General features: G+C 56.3%; 16 protein-coding genes. 8 read left to right on the top strand and 8 right to left on the bottom strand.

The genetic code is table 11. The annotated features are described in order from the left end of the window. The first annotated feature begins 94 nt into the window (after window positions 1–94). The 3 genes from QMZ18_RS13865 to QMZ18_RS13855 all read left to right on the top strand — a co-directional run bounded on the left by QMZ18_RS13865 (window position 95) and on the right by QMZ18_RS13855 (window position 1,599). Window positions 95–688, top strand: a complete 594-nt coding sequence (locus QMZ18_RS13865) for a SagB/ThcOx family dehydrogenase (protein ID WP_282606905.1) — start codon at window positions 95–97, stop codon at window positions 686–688. A 90-nt stretch (window positions 689–778) separates the two neighbouring features. After that, complete coding sequence (locus tag QMZ18_RS13860; protein WP_282606904.1) at window positions 779–931, top strand: hypothetical protein; 153 nt, start codon at window positions 779–781, stop codon at window positions 929–931. 74 nt (window positions 932–1,005) lie between these two features. Then, window positions 1,006–1,599 (top strand): hypothetical protein, encoded by a 594-nt coding sequence (locus QMZ18_RS13855; protein ID WP_282606903.1) that lies wholly within the window; start codon window positions 1,006–1,008, stop codon window positions 1,597–1,599. A gap of 45 nt (window positions 1,600–1,644) precedes the next feature. Here the strand turns inward: QMZ18_RS13855 and QMZ18_RS13850 are convergent, their stop codons facing one another. Continuing rightward, on the bottom strand, window positions 1,645–2,328 hold the full coding sequence (locus QMZ18_RS13850; protein WP_282606902.1) for a YafY family protein: 684 nt from the start codon (window positions 2,326–2,328) through the stop codon (window positions 1,645–1,647). 86 nt (window positions 2,329–2,414) lie between these two features. Here QMZ18_RS13850 and QMZ18_RS13845 point away from each other — a divergent pair, with 86 nt between their 5' ends. Beyond that, a complete protein-coding gene (locus tag QMZ18_RS13845) occupies window positions 2,415–2,723 on the top strand; it encodes an antibiotic biosynthesis monooxygenase (protein ID WP_282606901.1) in 309 nt (102 codons plus the stop codon). Window positions 2,724–2,731: 8 nt separating this feature from the next. Next, the gene (locus QMZ18_RS13840; RefSeq protein ID WP_282606900.1) at window positions 2,732–3,829 is read left to right on the top strand and encodes a DNA alkylation repair protein; all 1,098 of its coding nucleotides are present in this window, start codon (window positions 2,732–2,734) and stop codon (window positions 3,827–3,829) included. Window positions 3,830–3,841: 12 nt separating this feature from the next. Here QMZ18_RS13840 and QMZ18_RS13835 read toward each other — a convergent pair whose 3' ends face one another. Both QMZ18_RS13835 and QMZ18_RS13830 read right to left on the bottom strand, forming a co-directional pair. Continuing rightward, window positions 3,842–4,654 carry a cytochrome P460 family protein gene (locus QMZ18_RS13835; RefSeq protein ID WP_282606899.1) on the bottom strand — a complete coding sequence of 271 codons (813 nt, stop codon included), beginning with the start codon at window positions 4,652–4,654 and terminating at the stop codon, window positions 3,842–3,844. Between the two features lie 265 nt (window positions 4,655–4,919). Continuing rightward, window positions 4,920–5,933 (bottom strand): 1-aminocyclopropane-1-carboxylate deaminase, encoded by a 1,014-nt coding sequence (locus tag QMZ18_RS13830; RefSeq protein WP_282606898.1) that lies wholly within the window; start codon window positions 5,931–5,933, stop codon window positions 4,920–4,922. Between the two features lie 143 nt (window positions 5,934–6,076). Here QMZ18_RS13830 and QMZ18_RS13825 point away from each other — a divergent pair, with 143 nt between their 5' ends. Next, window positions 6,077–6,556, top strand: a complete 480-nt coding sequence (locus tag QMZ18_RS13825; protein ID WP_282606897.1) for an Lrp/AsnC family transcriptional regulator — start codon at window positions 6,077–6,079, stop codon at window positions 6,554–6,556. A 31-nt stretch (window positions 6,557–6,587) separates the two neighbouring features. On the opposite strand, the gene QMZ18_RS13820 is transcribed toward QMZ18_RS13825, so the two are convergent. Then, window positions 6,588–7,127: a TetR/AcrR family transcriptional regulator gene (locus tag QMZ18_RS13820; RefSeq protein ID WP_282606896.1), complete on the bottom strand. Its 540-nt coding sequence runs from the start codon at window positions 7,125–7,127 to the stop codon at window positions 6,588–6,590. Window positions 7,128–7,233: 106 nt separating this feature from the next. Here QMZ18_RS13820 and QMZ18_RS13815 point away from each other — a divergent pair, with 106 nt between their 5' ends. Together QMZ18_RS13815 and QMZ18_RS13810 are read left to right on the top strand one after the other, a co-directional pair. Beyond that, entirely contained in the window at window positions 7,234–7,854 is a 621-nt protein-coding gene (locus tag QMZ18_RS13815; RefSeq protein WP_282606895.1) for a glutathione S-transferase family protein, read from the top strand. A gap of 15 nt (window positions 7,855–7,869) precedes the next feature. Further along, a complete protein-coding gene (locus QMZ18_RS13810) occupies window positions 7,870–8,553 on the top strand; it encodes a cupin domain-containing protein (protein WP_282606894.1) in 684 nt (227 codons plus the stop codon). 83 nt (window positions 8,554–8,636) lie between these two features. On the opposite strand, the gene QMZ18_RS13805 is transcribed toward QMZ18_RS13810, so the two are convergent. From QMZ18_RS13805 to QMZ18_RS13790, 4 genes are all read right to left on the bottom strand, one after another. Beyond that, window positions 8,637–9,860 (bottom strand): aromatic ring-hydroxylating dioxygenase subunit alpha, encoded by a 1,224-nt coding sequence (locus QMZ18_RS13805; RefSeq protein WP_282606893.1) that lies wholly within the window; start codon window positions 9,858–9,860, stop codon window positions 8,637–8,639. A gap of 5 nt (window positions 9,861–9,865) precedes the next feature. Next, the gene (locus tag QMZ18_RS13800) at window positions 9,866–11,950 is read right to left on the bottom strand and encodes an FAD-dependent oxidoreductase (protein ID WP_282606892.1); all 2,085 of its coding nucleotides are present in this window, start codon (window positions 11,948–11,950) and stop codon (window positions 9,866–9,868) included. A gap of 91 nt (window positions 11,951–12,041) precedes the next feature. Continuing rightward, window positions 12,042–13,121: an extracellular solute-binding protein gene (locus QMZ18_RS13795; protein WP_282606891.1), complete on the bottom strand. Its 1,080-nt coding sequence runs from the start codon at window positions 13,119–13,121 to the stop codon at window positions 12,042–12,044. A 32-nt stretch (window positions 13,122–13,153) separates the two neighbouring features. Beyond that, window positions 13,154–14,275, bottom strand: a complete 1,122-nt coding sequence (locus QMZ18_RS13790) for an ABC transporter ATP-binding protein (RefSeq protein WP_282606890.1) — start codon at window positions 14,273–14,275, stop codon at window positions 13,154–13,156. Window positions 14,276–14,280: the final 5 nt, after the last annotated feature.

Here is a 14,280-nt window from a genome sequence, read left to right as displayed (position 1 = left end):
CGGAATTGGCCGAAAGTATCGATACAATTCAACCCTTCCAAACCCTTACGCCACGCCTTTATGTTTGTCGGAAGAATCACCAAGGAGCCTTTACATGCGTGGCACAGGCCTCGAAGAGGCGATTTCAAACCGCCGCACTCAGAGAGATTTCCAGGATCGGTCGGTGTCCGTGAGCAAGGTGCACCGTTTGCTCTGGGCGGCACAGGGCGTTACCGATGAGAGCGGCAAGCGCACCGCTCCGTCGGCGCACGCATTGCATCCGCTGAATTTGCGGTTCACTGCCGGGAATATCGACGGTCTCGAACCAGGCACTTATAGCGTTGCCGGCGACGCAAAGACCCTGGAACCAATCATCCGACGCGACCTGCGCCGTGAGCTTCAAGCCGCCGCCCTCGAAGACCAGCCATGGATTGGCGAGGCCGCCGGCATCATCACTGTCTGTGCTGATTTTGCCGCTGCGTCCCGGGCTTTCGTGGAGCAACCACCTTATGGTCTGCGCGGATTGCGTTACGTTTACATCGAAGCAGGCGCCGTCGCGCAGAACCTTCAGCTAATGGCCTCGGCCGACGGGCTTGGGTCGGTTATTGTCGCCGGCTTTAAAGACGAAGCCACAGCTGACATCCTGGAACTCGAGGCTCCAATTACTCCAGTCATGCATCTCTGCTTCGGCTGGCCGCTGCTGAGCTGACGAGGCAAAACGGAATGCTTCAAAATGTGCCTTTCTTTTGGAGGTCGCTTCAGCAGTAGCGGATTAGCGCCGCCAAGAGGGCTTGCGATCTTGGCAAAGAGCGACGCACTCGACTTTGCGTCCGGTCTGCGCTTCGCATTCAACAGCCTGATGGTGCAGGTCACCGCCCACGACCAGAGCGCGGCCTTGATCTGCTGCACCTCACTTGAGTCTTGCAACACGCCGCATCCAATTCACCGGTAGGAACGTAGCCTTAACAGGAAGCATCGTTCCGACGACGGCGATGCGCGACTATCAATTCAAGGGAACTTCAGACCATGATTATGGCATCACAGATCCCAGCCACCGCTGCAGCATTCGTTTCCCGATGCCAGGCGCATCTGCAACAGGGCCTCTACCCGTCAAGAGCTGACGGATACCGTGCGTTCTTGATCGAACAGACCCGACAACGGGATCCTCAGTTATTGTTCTATATCGAACGTAACGACCGAGCAGAGGGAACTCAGGGCACGTTCACGGATGCCGATCACATTGTTCCGCGGTCAGTTTGGCATTTGTTGATGCCAATACAGTTTCACACCGCCCCGGAATACGACAGCCTGCTCGGTAACCTGGCATGGCGATCGATCGTCTTTAACCGCCGCCATGTGGCCGGCAAAAAAGACGGCTTGATTATGGAGAGCTACGATCATCACTTGATCGAACAGATCCGCCTTGAGGCGACCCGTCCCGCCAACGGACCGCAGAACCGAATCTGGGCCGACAGCCGAATCGAATGGTTCCTCCAAACCAAACAGATAGAAAGCAATCCACTTTCCGGCTACTACGTGGAAACTGCTCGACTTGATGGCAGGGATCCGACACTGGATGTACACGGCTATCAAGTTCCGAACGGGTGGCTGCGTACCTAGAGCGGATTTACATTCTTTATCGCTTCAATCACGAACGATAGCACGCTAGCAATCGGGGAAACGCGCAAGATAGGCTTCGAAGCTCTTATCAGCCTCGACCTTGAATCGCTTCCGTTGAACTGCGAATTCCTCAATTCGGTCGACGCGAAAATCGCGAAAGTCGTTCCTGAGCTCGCACCAGGCAGTCAACAGCCAGACTGCGCCGAAGTTGGTCAGCCCCAAGGGACGGATGGTCCGTTCGCTTCGCTTGTCCAGAAGGCTTCTATAATCGATCCTGAGCCTGTGGCGCTCAGATATCGCTCGCCGTATCGATCCAAGCGATTTGGGTGGTTTCGGCTGTTTCGCACCCCGTACCGCAAACAGCGGAGCCGTCTTCAGACGGCGCGCGTGTTCAGGCGGGATCGACGTTTCGATCTTGGCCAGGGCCTCTCGCGCGGCAATCCCAAGATCTTCGCCCGCGAGGGCCTGTACCGCCTTCGCGCCGAATGCGAGGGCCTCCAGTTGCTCGAAAGTAAAGGTCAGTGGCGGAGCGTCAAAAGCTTCGCGCAACAGATAGCCAATACCGCGTTCCCCGTCGATCGGCGCGCCCGAAGCCATCAAATGCCCCAGGTCCCGATAGACGGTGCGGGCCGACACCTCCAACCGCTCCGCGATTTCGGCGGCAGTCATCACGCGGCCGGTCGCTCGCATGATCTGAATGATCCGGAAAAGGCGTTCGGCAGGTCTCATAATTCCTCATAGCATAATTCAATGGCCATAAGGTTGTCAGTAGCGATGTGTTTTATGGGGACAAGCAAACAACAAGGAACCCCGCCATGAACAACACCATTTACGAAATCATCGTCTACGAAGTGACCGACCGGGAGACCGCTATCGCTGCCCGCCGTAAATCCATGGAGTCGGCGAAAACTTATCCCGGGTTTCGTGCTTACCGCGCGCTCAGCGGCATCGAGCCGGAAACTATGATGGCCGATCTGATCGAATGGGACGACCACGATAGCGCTAAGGCGGCAGGCGAAAGGGTTAAGACCGATCCGGAATTCGTGGAGATTTTCAGCGCCGTATCTGATGTCAAACTGCTCGCCCACTTTACATCCGACAAACTGCTGTCCAGTGGCGCGTAAAGACAGAAATGCCTGAGCCTTTCAAGAACTTCATCAGCGAGGAACTGATCACCGGGATGGCTTGCCATCTCGGGATCGCCTGGCCTGCATTCCCCAGGGAGCGTTTCATCGCAAACGCTCAACGCAATCTTGAAGAGCTGGAATTAAAGCAACGCTCAAACCAGATTGTCACGGCGCTGGAACGCCACCTGCCAAGCGACTTCGAACAGGCAGCAGCTGTCCTTCGTGCCAGCCTGCCTGGCAAGAACAAACCCGGTCTCTCCGGCTGGGCGATCATGCCGCTCAACGACTACATCGGCCGCGCCGGGCAAGAGCATTTTGATACTGCCATGGACCTATTGAGAGATATCACTTCGCTCTTTACCTCTGAGTTCGGTGTCCGACACTTCCTCATTGCCAATCAGAGTCGGGCGTTGGAACAGATGGTGCGTTGGAGCAAAAGTAAGAATTTCCATGTCAGGCGCCTCGCCTCGGAAGGCTGCCGTCCGCGTCTGCCCTGGGCCATGCGACTGCCGGAACTGGTCAAAGATCCCAGGCCAATCCTTCCGATCCTGACGACACTCAGAGATGATCCCGAGGAGTATGTGCGCCGCTCGGTTGCCAACAACCTTAACGACATCTCTAAAGACCACCCAGATCTTGTCGCCAACACCGCCGCCGACTGGATGACAAATGCCTCCAAGGATCGAAAGCGCCTAATCCGCCACGCCTGCCGGTCATTGCTGAAGCAGGGTCATGGAACGGCGCTCGGCGTTTTCGGTTTCGACAAACCCGAGAAGGTTTCTGCAGAACTTCAAATACAGACGCCCGTGCTCACCCTCGGCAGTGAGTTGAAGTTCGAGCTATCCTTGAACTCGACCGCCCGTCAGGAGCAGAAACTGATGATCGATTACGTCGTTCATCACATGAAGGCGAACGGCAAGCAAACGCCGAAGGTCTTCAAATGGAAAACGACGCAAATCGAAGCAGGCGCACACATCGCCATTGGAAAAAGGCATGCTATCCGCCCGATCACCACACGGCGGTACTACGCAGGACAACATCGGCTCGAAATCATGGTCAACGGTACGAGTGTTGCAATGGCGGACTTCATTCTCTCGATCTGAGATTCGCAAGCATTAATCCGCCGCTTTCTCCTGAAGCTGAGGTAGTGAAAAGACGTAATCCTCGTCGACCAGCGGCTTATAGCAAGCCAGGCACTTGGCCTCGTTGATACCGGTCTTGACGGTTTTGTCCGCTGAGAAAACTGCGTAACTCCAGTCGCCGTTGCGCAGGATATCGGGAACGCTGTCGCCCCAACCGGGTTGCTTCTCCATGGTCGAATAGGCGGCCAGCTTGTCGGCCACGTAGTGACCGTCATCCCCTTCGACCGGTTCGCCATTCGCGTCCAGCTTGGCCTTATAGACCTCGACCATCAAGAACGAGCCATGCGGAAAGGCGTTCCCCTCACCAGCCGCCTTTAGAGCCGCTTCGTTGGCGTAGTAAAAACGGACCTGCTTGCGGTTCGGAAAGCTGATCGTGGTGTAGTGCGTGTAGGTCGCTTTATAGTTATCTGGAAAGGTAACTCGGTCGGCCGCGAGTTCCGGCAGCAAGTCCGAACTTTCTCCATCTGCACCTGCGCCCAACTGGCCCGAAAAGAACGCTGCCACATTTTCGATTTCGGTGTCATCGAGTTGTGCTGCAATAGCATTCATCAGGGCGTTGGTTCGATCGCCTTCGCGGAATGCCCTGAGCTGAGTGATCAGGTATTTGGTTTTCTGACCAGCAAGGTTTGGAATATCGTCGCTTACGCTGACGCCGTTACCACCATGACAGGCTGCGCAAACTTCGGCAGTCTTCGCACCGGCAACAATGTCCGCGGCGTCCACCGGATGAGCCATAGCCAGTGCCGGCATTCCCAGAACGGCTAACAGAGCAATTGTCTTTTTCATCGGAGCCTCCCTTTCGCCGACCGCACTCCCGTTTGCAAAAGGAGTCAGCGATCGTTCAGCGGCGTGCCAACCGGAAAAGAGCCGGTGGCAAAACAGATGGAAAATCGGGTTGCGGCGCCTGAGAGAGAGTTTGCTCCCAACCACAGGCGCTTTGAACTCCGTTCTGCACCCTTTCTGCAGAAAGACAAAATGACGTTATCTTGATCGAAAAATGAGTTGGTGCCGTTCAATGGTAACTGCCGAGCAGGTGCCGGAGGGACGGGTATCAGCCGTTCCGGTAAACGTAGCTGTAACCGTTGATGGCCGGCACGCCGCCCAGATGCGCATAGAGCACCTTGGATCCAGCGGGAAAGAATCCCTTGCGCACGAGGTCGATCATGCCCTGCATCGATTTCCCTTCGTAAACCGGGTCGGTCATCATGCCTTCCATGCGCGCACAAAGGCGCATGGCATCATTGGTTTCCGCCGAGGGAACACCGTATACCGGATAGGCGTATTCTGTTTTCAAGACCACATCCTCGGCCTCGATCTCACGTCCCAGATCAACCAGTTCCGCCGTCTTTTGTGCGATATCCAGCACCTGTGCACGGGTCTGATCAGGCGTGCAGGACGCATCGATACCGATCACTTTGTCCGCGCGCCCGTCTTTGGCAAACCCGACCACCATTCCCGCATGGGTCGATCCGGTGACGGTACAGACGACAATGTAGTCAAAAGCAAACCCGAGCTCTTTTTCCTGCGCGCGCACTTCCTCGGCAAAGCCGACGAAACCGAGACCACCGTATTTATGAACTGAAGCGCCGGCCGGAATGGGATAGGGCTTGCCACCTTTCGATCTTACATCCTCAAGGGCGTTTTCCCAGCTTTCACGAATCCCGATATCGAAGCCTTCGTCGACCAACTCGATCTCGGCCCCCATAACACGGCTCATCAAAATGTTGCCGACACGATCATAGACGGCATCTTCGAAGGGAACCCAGCTCTCCTGAACCAGCCGGCACTTCATACCGATCTTGGCCGCAACTGCGGCTACCTGCCTGGTGTGGTTTGACTGAACCCCACCAATAGACACCAGAGTATCTGCTCCCGATGCAATCGCGTCCGGCACGATGTATTCCAACTTGCGAACCTTGTTGCCTCCAAAGGCAAGGCCCGAGTTACAGTCTTCGCGCTTCGCGTAGAGTTCCACTCCGCCCCCCAGATGTGCAGACAGGCGTTCAAGTTTCTCGATCGGCGTCGGACCGAATGTAAGTGGATAACGGTCGAATTTTTCCAGCATGTCTCGTCTCTCCTTGTTCAAAACCTTACAGAGAGGCTAGACAAAAAGGCACGAAATGTGCTCTCACAATTAGATAACAAAATTCACCATCTCAATTAAAACTGCGGATATTCTGACCGACCACCTCAATTCTAGTGTAAAATATGAAAGAATCTTCCATAGACAACAGCCTCGACCGGACGGATATGAAGATTCTCCGCCTGTTGCAGCAGGACGGCCGCATGGGAAACGCGGAACTGGCGCGCCGGGTCAATGCCAGCGCCGCAACCTGTCACCGCCGAACGCAAAGACTGTTTGACCTCGGATACGTTCAATCTGTGCGGGCTCAGGTCGACCCACACAAGGTCGAGCGAGCAGCGCTGGTTATGGTCGGCGTCGTGTTGGACCGCTCCACGCCGGAGAGCTTCGCCGCTTTCGAGGCCGCAATCAAAGGATTGAGTTTCATTCTGGATTGCCATCTGGTGGCCGGCGACTTCGACTATTTCCTGAAGATCCGTGTGCGCGATATGGCCGACTTCAACCGATTGCACGGCGAGCAGCTGATCGCCCTGCCCGGCGTGCGGCAAACGCGGACCTTTTTCGTCATGAAGGAAGTCGTGGACAACGCCCCACTCAGTTTTTGACAGCGTACGACCTGATCTTTGTCAGTCGATTTTACGCTGCAAGCAAATCCTGCACCGCATTGTCATAGATGCCATAATCTTTCAGACTACTCGCCAGGATCATCCCGCCTTGTAATGTCGCTACGATGTGCATCGCCTTCTTATGGCGCGCCTTGGACGGTAGTGCTTTAGGAAGCGCAGCAGCAACCCAGTTGATATTCTCCTGCAGAAACTCACCAGCGGCCTTCGACAAAGTCGGCGGCAACCCACAGCTTTCTGCACCCAGCATACCACAAAGACAAATCCGGTCGGAACCCGTCAGAGCTTCTCGATAGAGCTCGGCAAAGGCGCGAATACGGTCTTCCGGCGTTTTCGCTTTTTCGACCTTGGTATCCAGCGCGGCAAAAAACCGGGCGGCATATCGCTCGACCAATGCGAGACCCAGGTCCTCTTTCTGGCGGAAATAGTAGTGAACGCTGGAGCTCTTGATGCCCAGTTCCTCTGCGAGATCACGAAAACTGACAGCGTGGTAACCGCGCAATCGGATGCCGTTCTCCGCTGCATCCATCAATTTGTCAAAAGTTTCACTCACGTCATCACCAATTCGTCACTCAACCTATCACTAGATAGGCTTGACATCGTTCGAATTGCAAGTTAGATAAATCTACCTACTGATAGATAGATGAATGGATGCGACAATGAAGATTTATGATTTCGAGGGTTTTCCGAACCCGGCACGAGTTAGAATCGCCCTGGCGGAAAAAGGCCTTATGGACCAAGTCGAATTTGTTACCGTCGATGTGCCGAGCGGCGAACATCAAAAGGAAGCTTTCCTCAAAAAGAACCCTTCCGGTGCAGTTCCGGTTCTTGAGCTCGAAGACGGCACGACGATCGCGGAATGCACCGCCATTACCGAATATCTCGATCATGTTTCTGGCGAGACATCACTGACCGGGAACACGCCGAAGGAACGCGCCGTGATTCACATGATGCAGAGGCGCGCTGAATCAGGCCTGCTGGACGCAGTTGCAACTTACTTCCATCACGCCACTCCCGGATTAGGCCCGGACATTGAAGGCTATCAATGTGCCGAATGGGGTAACCATCAGCGCGAGCGCGCCATAGCCGGAATGCGCTATTTCGACAGCAAGCTGGCGGATCAACCTTATGTCGCAGGTGATAGCTTCTCGATGGCTGACATCACGGCATTTGCCGGGCTGGCCTTCGCCGACTTTGCGAAAATCGATGTACCGGATGATTGCAGCAATCTAAAATCCTGGCGCCAGCGCATCGCCGAACGGCCCAGCATTGCCGGATAAATTGAGGACGAAGTCATGGAACTGAATGCCGATTTCTCTCAGCGCGTCGCCGTGCATGCGGCCAAGCTCCCCTGGAAGAGTTCGCCCATGCCCGGTGTCGATCGCCGGATGCTTGACCGCCTCGGCGACGAGGTCGCGCGCGCAACATCGATCGTTCGCTACGCTCCGGAAAGCAGCTTCTCGCCGCACGTTCATACCGGCGGCGAGGAGTTCTTCGTACTCGACGGTGTATTCCAGGACGAACACGGTGACTTTCCAGCGGGCAGTTACATCCGCAACCCGCCGGAATCCAGCCACACACCCGGCTCTGCGCTTGGCTGCACGATCTTTGTCAAACTCTGGCAGTTCGATCTGGCCGACCGGACTCATGTCCAGATCGATACCAACAAAATGGCCTTCGTCGCAGATCCAAAACGACCGGGCGTCGAGGTTATGCCGCTGTTCCAAGACAGCCGGGAAGAGGTCTGGCTGGAAAGGTGGCAGCCCGATGCTCAGGTAGATCTCGTCGCGGCGGAGGGCATGGAGCTTCTGGTGCTCGACGGGGCCTTTATGGAGGCCGGAGAAAGCTTTGAGCCGCAATCCTGGCTGCGGTTACCGACGGGGAGCAGCACTCAAGCAACGGCAGGTGGGCAAGGCGCACGCGTCTGGGTCAAACGTGACCACTTGGCAGAAGCGCCAAAGGCACCCAACGCCGCTTAGGCTAGAATCCCGATCGTGGTTTGCGGGAAGGAGCATTTGCCTAGCCACGGCGAATGCTCCTTTCGATCTGAGTGAATGTCGTTTTAAACAAGCATCTTCAAATAGTTATGGTGGAAATCAACGATCCCCCACTCCATAGAAGACAGTGGGCCTGGGCGATAGTAGAGGGAATTTACACCTTCTTGGTTATGCCGGATAATCCGTTCGTCATCCAAGGTGGTCACGTGCCAGAGCCAAGTCAGATGCTCTAGATCGTAATCCCTTCCCTCCTCGGCATCGGATCGAACCAGCCAGACAGTCTGTATGTCCGTGGTTTGGAGGCTGGTCGGCACGAAACGATAGCCCACCAGATAGTCCGAATAGACGAGAAAATTGTTGAGCGGACCGATCTGAATATCCGTGGCACCACCGTCGTAATCGGTCAGGTTGCCCAGCAGAGGGGCAAGTCCCTCACCGTTCCGACTGCCGGTCACATAGCCGGGGAAAAGCGGGTAGCGGCGGTAATAAACATCGGCACCCGGCGCACGTGCATCCTCACCGGTTTCGTTGAGTTCTCCGGTGGGCAAGCCCACGTTAACAGACCGTGCCTGCATCGCTTCGATCAATTCCGGCGTCATGGCGGCCGGGTCCTTTAGGCTATGTGATTTGGAATACTCCTTGTGTGCCGGCGCACAGTGGTAGCACTCGAGATAATTCTCCAGCGCCAGCTTCCAGTTAGCGGGAACCGGATAGGAGGCGTGGTGGGCGATCTTCAGGTTTTCGAACTGGAAAGGGGCGGTCATCGGCGCCAGGCGTTCGAGCGCAGGTTCGATTGGCGGTGGAGTTTCGGACAGACAAATGAAGATCAGACCCTGAAAATCGATCACCTTGACCGGCAACAATCCATGGTCTGCGCGATCGAAGCCATCGGGCATCATCCGCCGGCTGCGCAGGTCGCCGTTCAGGCTGTAGGTCCAGGCGTGATAGGGACAGGAGAATGCCCGCAGATTTCCACAAGGCTCCAAACAGATCCTTGAACCACGGTGCCGACAGACGTTTAGGTGTGCGCAGATGGCCCCAGTCCCATCACGTACAACAATGACGGATTCCGATCCGACCTCGAAGAGAAAATAATCACCCTTGTTTGCCAACTGGCTGATGTGCCCAGCCCAAATCCAGCTTCCGCCCCAAATCTTCTCGAGCTCCTGCTGATAAATCTGCTCGGAGGTATAGAACTGCCGTTCGAGCGACTGACCTGTCTGAAACCTGCCGACGCAGACCTCAATCGATTGCTCATCCATTCCCTGACGGGATTCCATTCCGCACATGGTCTTCACCTTTGATCAGACAGCGACGGCATTTCCCGCCGATAGAGGGCAGAGTCGACTTTATCCGGGTCAGCTTCGAAACTCCGCGCAGCAAGATGGCCGGAGTAAACGGCATCGGCAATCAATCCAGGTGCCAGCGCGTCACCGATGACTTCAAGCCTGAGCGGCATGCCGCCAAGATCGCCCGATTCTTGGAGTTTCATCAGGTGCCGGTAAAGCTTCATTTGAGGTAGGCGCTCTGTGACCAGAATGAGACCCGCACAAGGAAGTTCAATAGCTTCACCCGTGAAGACGCAGTTGGCTTCGATGGAGTTTTCCCGCGCGTGAGATAAGGTTCGATTTGCATGGATTTTCACCCCCTGTTGCAACAGGGTTCGCTGAACCCGTTCCTGTTCCAGGGTATAGCTGGTCCAGGGCGAGACCACAGCGGCGGGTGTGACGATGGAGGTGTCATATCCGGCCGCGCTCAGGTGGTCCGCGACGACGCCGCCCAGATAGCACTGATCGTCGTCGTAAACGACCAACGGACCTTCTGGCAGCGCTGCGCCTGTCATAATATCATGAGGGGTAAAAACCTGCATCGAGCCTAGACCGGCAATCGCCTTTCGGCTGCTGCGCCCGACGCCGTCGACGCGCCAGCGGGCACCCGTAGCCAGGAAGACATTCTCGATTTCCAGTTCGCGAATGTGCGCAGCCGACAATTCGCTGCCGGTGAAGATATCCACGTTGGCTTTCTGCTGCAGCTCGTACAGCCGGTTGTCCCGCACGCGCAGCCAGGCCGAAAGACCTTTCAGGCTTGCCTCCTCGGCGACGCGGCCGCCAAGACGGTCGGAGGCTTCGGCCAGTGTGACCTGATATCCGCGGCGGGCCAGTTGCAGGGCACATTCAAGTCCCGACGGACCACCTCCGACCACTAGTGCGGCAGCCTCCGACACTTTCGGTTCGATCCGTTCCGGATGCCAGCCACGGCGCCATTCATCGCCCATGGTCGGATTCTGTGTACAGCGGATGGGAACACCGAGCGTATCGGAGGAGACGCAAATATTACAGCCGATGCATTCGCGGATTTCATCGGTCCGGTTCGATTCGATTTTGGACGGCAGGAAGGGATCGGCAATGGACGGGCGTGCCGCGCCGATAAAATCCACGACCTTTCGCTTGATGAGAGAGGCCATCATGTCGGGAGAGCTCAAGCGGCTCACCGCGACCACGGGTTTACTGGTCACCTGCTTAACGAAGTCTATGTAGGGGATCTGATAGCCGTCCTCCAAGGCAAAGCGGGTGGTTTGCGAATCATTCGCCCAATCGGAAACGTTGACGTCCCAGAGGTCCGGCAGTTCCGCCAAAAGCTCGACAACTGCCCGCCCCTCCTCGGCCGCCTGCATGCCGTCAGCGCCCTTCAGCTCGTCAACCGCAAATCTTAAGGCAACGGCGCAAGTATCACCGATCTCCTCCTTGGTTTCCTCCAGAAGCTCGCGAATCAGTCGCGCTCTGTTTTCCAGGCTTCCCCCATATTCGTCACTTCTGGTGTTGAACTCCGGCAAAAGAAAATGCTGTGTCAGGGTCATGGAGTGACCGGCATAGACATAAACGATGTCGAAGCCCGCTTGCTTTGCCCGGCGGGCAGCCAGGCGATGCCAGCGCCGGAACTCGCGAATATCGGTCTTGCTCATGGCGCGCGCCTGCTTGGGATAGACGAGCTCCAGCGAAGTGTCCGAGGGTGCGAGCGCAGGCGCGCGGGAATAGAGGTTCGGCGCGTGATGCCCGTTGTGGACCAATTCGATCGCCGCCAGCGCGCCGTGCTTGTGCACCGCATCTGTCATCAACCGCAGCGCCGGGACATCTCTTTCATCCCAGATACGCTGTTCCGCGTAGGGTGAAAGGTCCGAGCTCGGGTGGATCTCGGCCTCTTCCGTGCTGACGACAGCCCAGCCTCCCTCGGCTTTCGTGGCCCGCATGGCAGCGTGTGCCCGGGGGCGCAAATGCCCCATGCCGCAACAGTGCGGCACTTGGTAAAACCTGTTCTTCGCCGTCACCGGACCGATAGCCAAGGGTTCGAACAGAATGTCATAACCGGTTTTTTTCAGCATTCCCGTCTACCAGCATGCGCTTGTCTTTAAGAGAGTCGGTGAGACCAGGCCGCACTTTACAGATAAGCTCTGACCTGGTCCCGGTTGCGCATCAGAACCCCGCTTTTATACGCTCGAATTCCTTCGTCATTTTCGCTTCGGTCTTTGGATCGAGTGCGGAGGTCAGCAGGCTTTCCTTCAGGAACACCTCGGCATTGTCGAAACCGTAGCTCTTGACCAACGCAGGATCGACCTTGCCATAGGCGTCCGCGTTGGCGTGCGCGTAGCCCCAGGCTTCGATGATGTATTTGCCGGAATTCACATCGCTTAAAGCATTCAGCATGTCGTAGACCTGTTCATCCGACATGGTCCCATTCGCCAGGTGCACATAGCCGCAGACCCAGGTGGCAACACCCTTGTCGACGTCCTTCATCATGGTGGCCGGTGTCTTGTTGGCAAGCAGGTTCAGTTCCGTCTGGTTCCACCCCCAACCAGCGACAATTTCGCCGCTGGCAAGTGCCTGGTCGAGTTGCCCCGGATCGGACCAGTAAAAGCGGACATTTTTGTGTAGCTTCCTAAGATAAGCTGAGGCTTCCTTGAACTGCGCATCAGTCATATTAGTCCAGTCGCGCAGGCCAATGGCGAGAGACGCCATGGCGTAGGCACTGGTCACAATGTCGGGGATGGCCACTTTGCCTTCGAACTCCGGCCCGGTGACCAGATCAAGTGAAATCTTTTCTGCGTCGACCTTGTCCGTGCGGTAGATCAGCCCCGAATTGCCCCAATCAAAAGGCATCATCCAGGTCTTGCCGTCAAAGGCGACACCGGAGACGGTTTTTATCGTCGGCAGGAGCTGATCCCAATTCTTGATCTTCGTTGTGTCGAGCGGTTTGATCAACCCAGCGTCAGCCCATTTTCGCGTCACGCCGATGCAGGGATGCGCAAGGTCCGAACTGAAACCGGATCGCAGCTTGGTATAGGCTTCCTCCTCGCTGCCGAAAAAGGCATAGGACGGCGCGCTGCCATGCTTATCCATATAGGGTTGAAAAAAACCGCTGTCTTCATAGCCGGACCAATCGAACACGCGCAGATCTGATCCTTCTGCCTTTACTTCGCCCGACCAGATCGCTCCTGCAACGGCAACGCCGGCAATTATCGACCTGGACAAGAGAGGCTTCTCGGTCGCCTTCATTGTTCTTCTCCTTAAGCTCATTTTTAGTCTCCCTAGAATCCCGGGCTTCCTGTTTCTTGGTATTTTCCGAGATCGATGACGGACGAATTTTGGAATCCAATCCAAACGTCATCCCCTACTTGATGGTCCACCGTATGGAAGTAGTTGGTGACTGCGACAGCGCACGGCTCGTCCTGACCGTCGATGCCAACGTAGTAATGGATGCTCTCGCCGTAGAAGGCGACGTTCGTAACTTTACCCTTTACCGCAACGTCGTAGCCCGAGGGTTGCGCTGTTCCGATCTCCAGCTGTTCAGGCCGGATACCCACTAGCGGCTCGTGACCCGATTCGATGCCGTAGGGGTTACGTTTGACGGCCATAGGGCCAACCCCATCGGCCTCGACTCGCAACACATCGGCCGCTTCCGCACGCAGGGAGGTTTTCAGAAAATTCATGCTGCCGACGAACGAGGCCACTTCGCGGTTCAGGGGCGCGCTGTACAGCCGTTTCGGAGTATCGACCTGTGCCAGCTTGCCCTGGAACATGACCCCGATACGGTCTGACATAGTCATCGCTTCGTACTGGTCATGAGTGACCATCACGAAGGTAATACCAACCGACTGCTGCAATCGGCGCAACTCTAACTGCATGGTTTCCCGCAGTTTCTTATCGAGTGCGGAAAGGGGCTCGTCCAGCAGCAGTACCTTTGGCCGCATCACCAAAGCACGTGCCAGGGCCACCCGTTGACGCTGCCCGCCGGAAAGTTCGTCGGCCTTACGCGTACCCAAGTTGGGCAGCTCGACCATCTCGAGCGCCTCTCTGACCTGCTGATCGATCTCCTGCCGGCTCAGACCTTTCTTGCGAAGCCCGAAACCCACATTGTCGGCGACGTTCAAATGGGGAAAGATCGCGTAACTCTGAAACACCATGTTGGTGGGCCGCAGATTGGCCGGCACGTCGCGCATAGGCGCGCCGTCGATAAAAATCTCGCCTTTGCTGGGTTGTTGAAAGCCGGCGATCATACGTAGCGCCGTGGTCTTGCCGCAGCCCGAAGGGCCGAGCAGCGAAAAGAACTCTCGTTGCTTAAGGTCGAGATTAAAATCACTCACGGCGACGTAATTGCCGAAGCGTTTTTCGATGTCCTTCACAACGACGATAGGTGCATCACTTTCCATGAGTC

Origin of the sequence: Pelagibius sp. Alg239-R121 (genome assembly GCF_947331435.1) — a bacterium.
In the GTDB taxonomy this organism is placed as follows: Bacteria; Pseudomonadota; Alphaproteobacteria; order Kiloniellales; family Kiloniellaceae; genus Denitrobaculum.
This window is presented reverse-complemented; position numbering and strand designations above follow the sequence as displayed.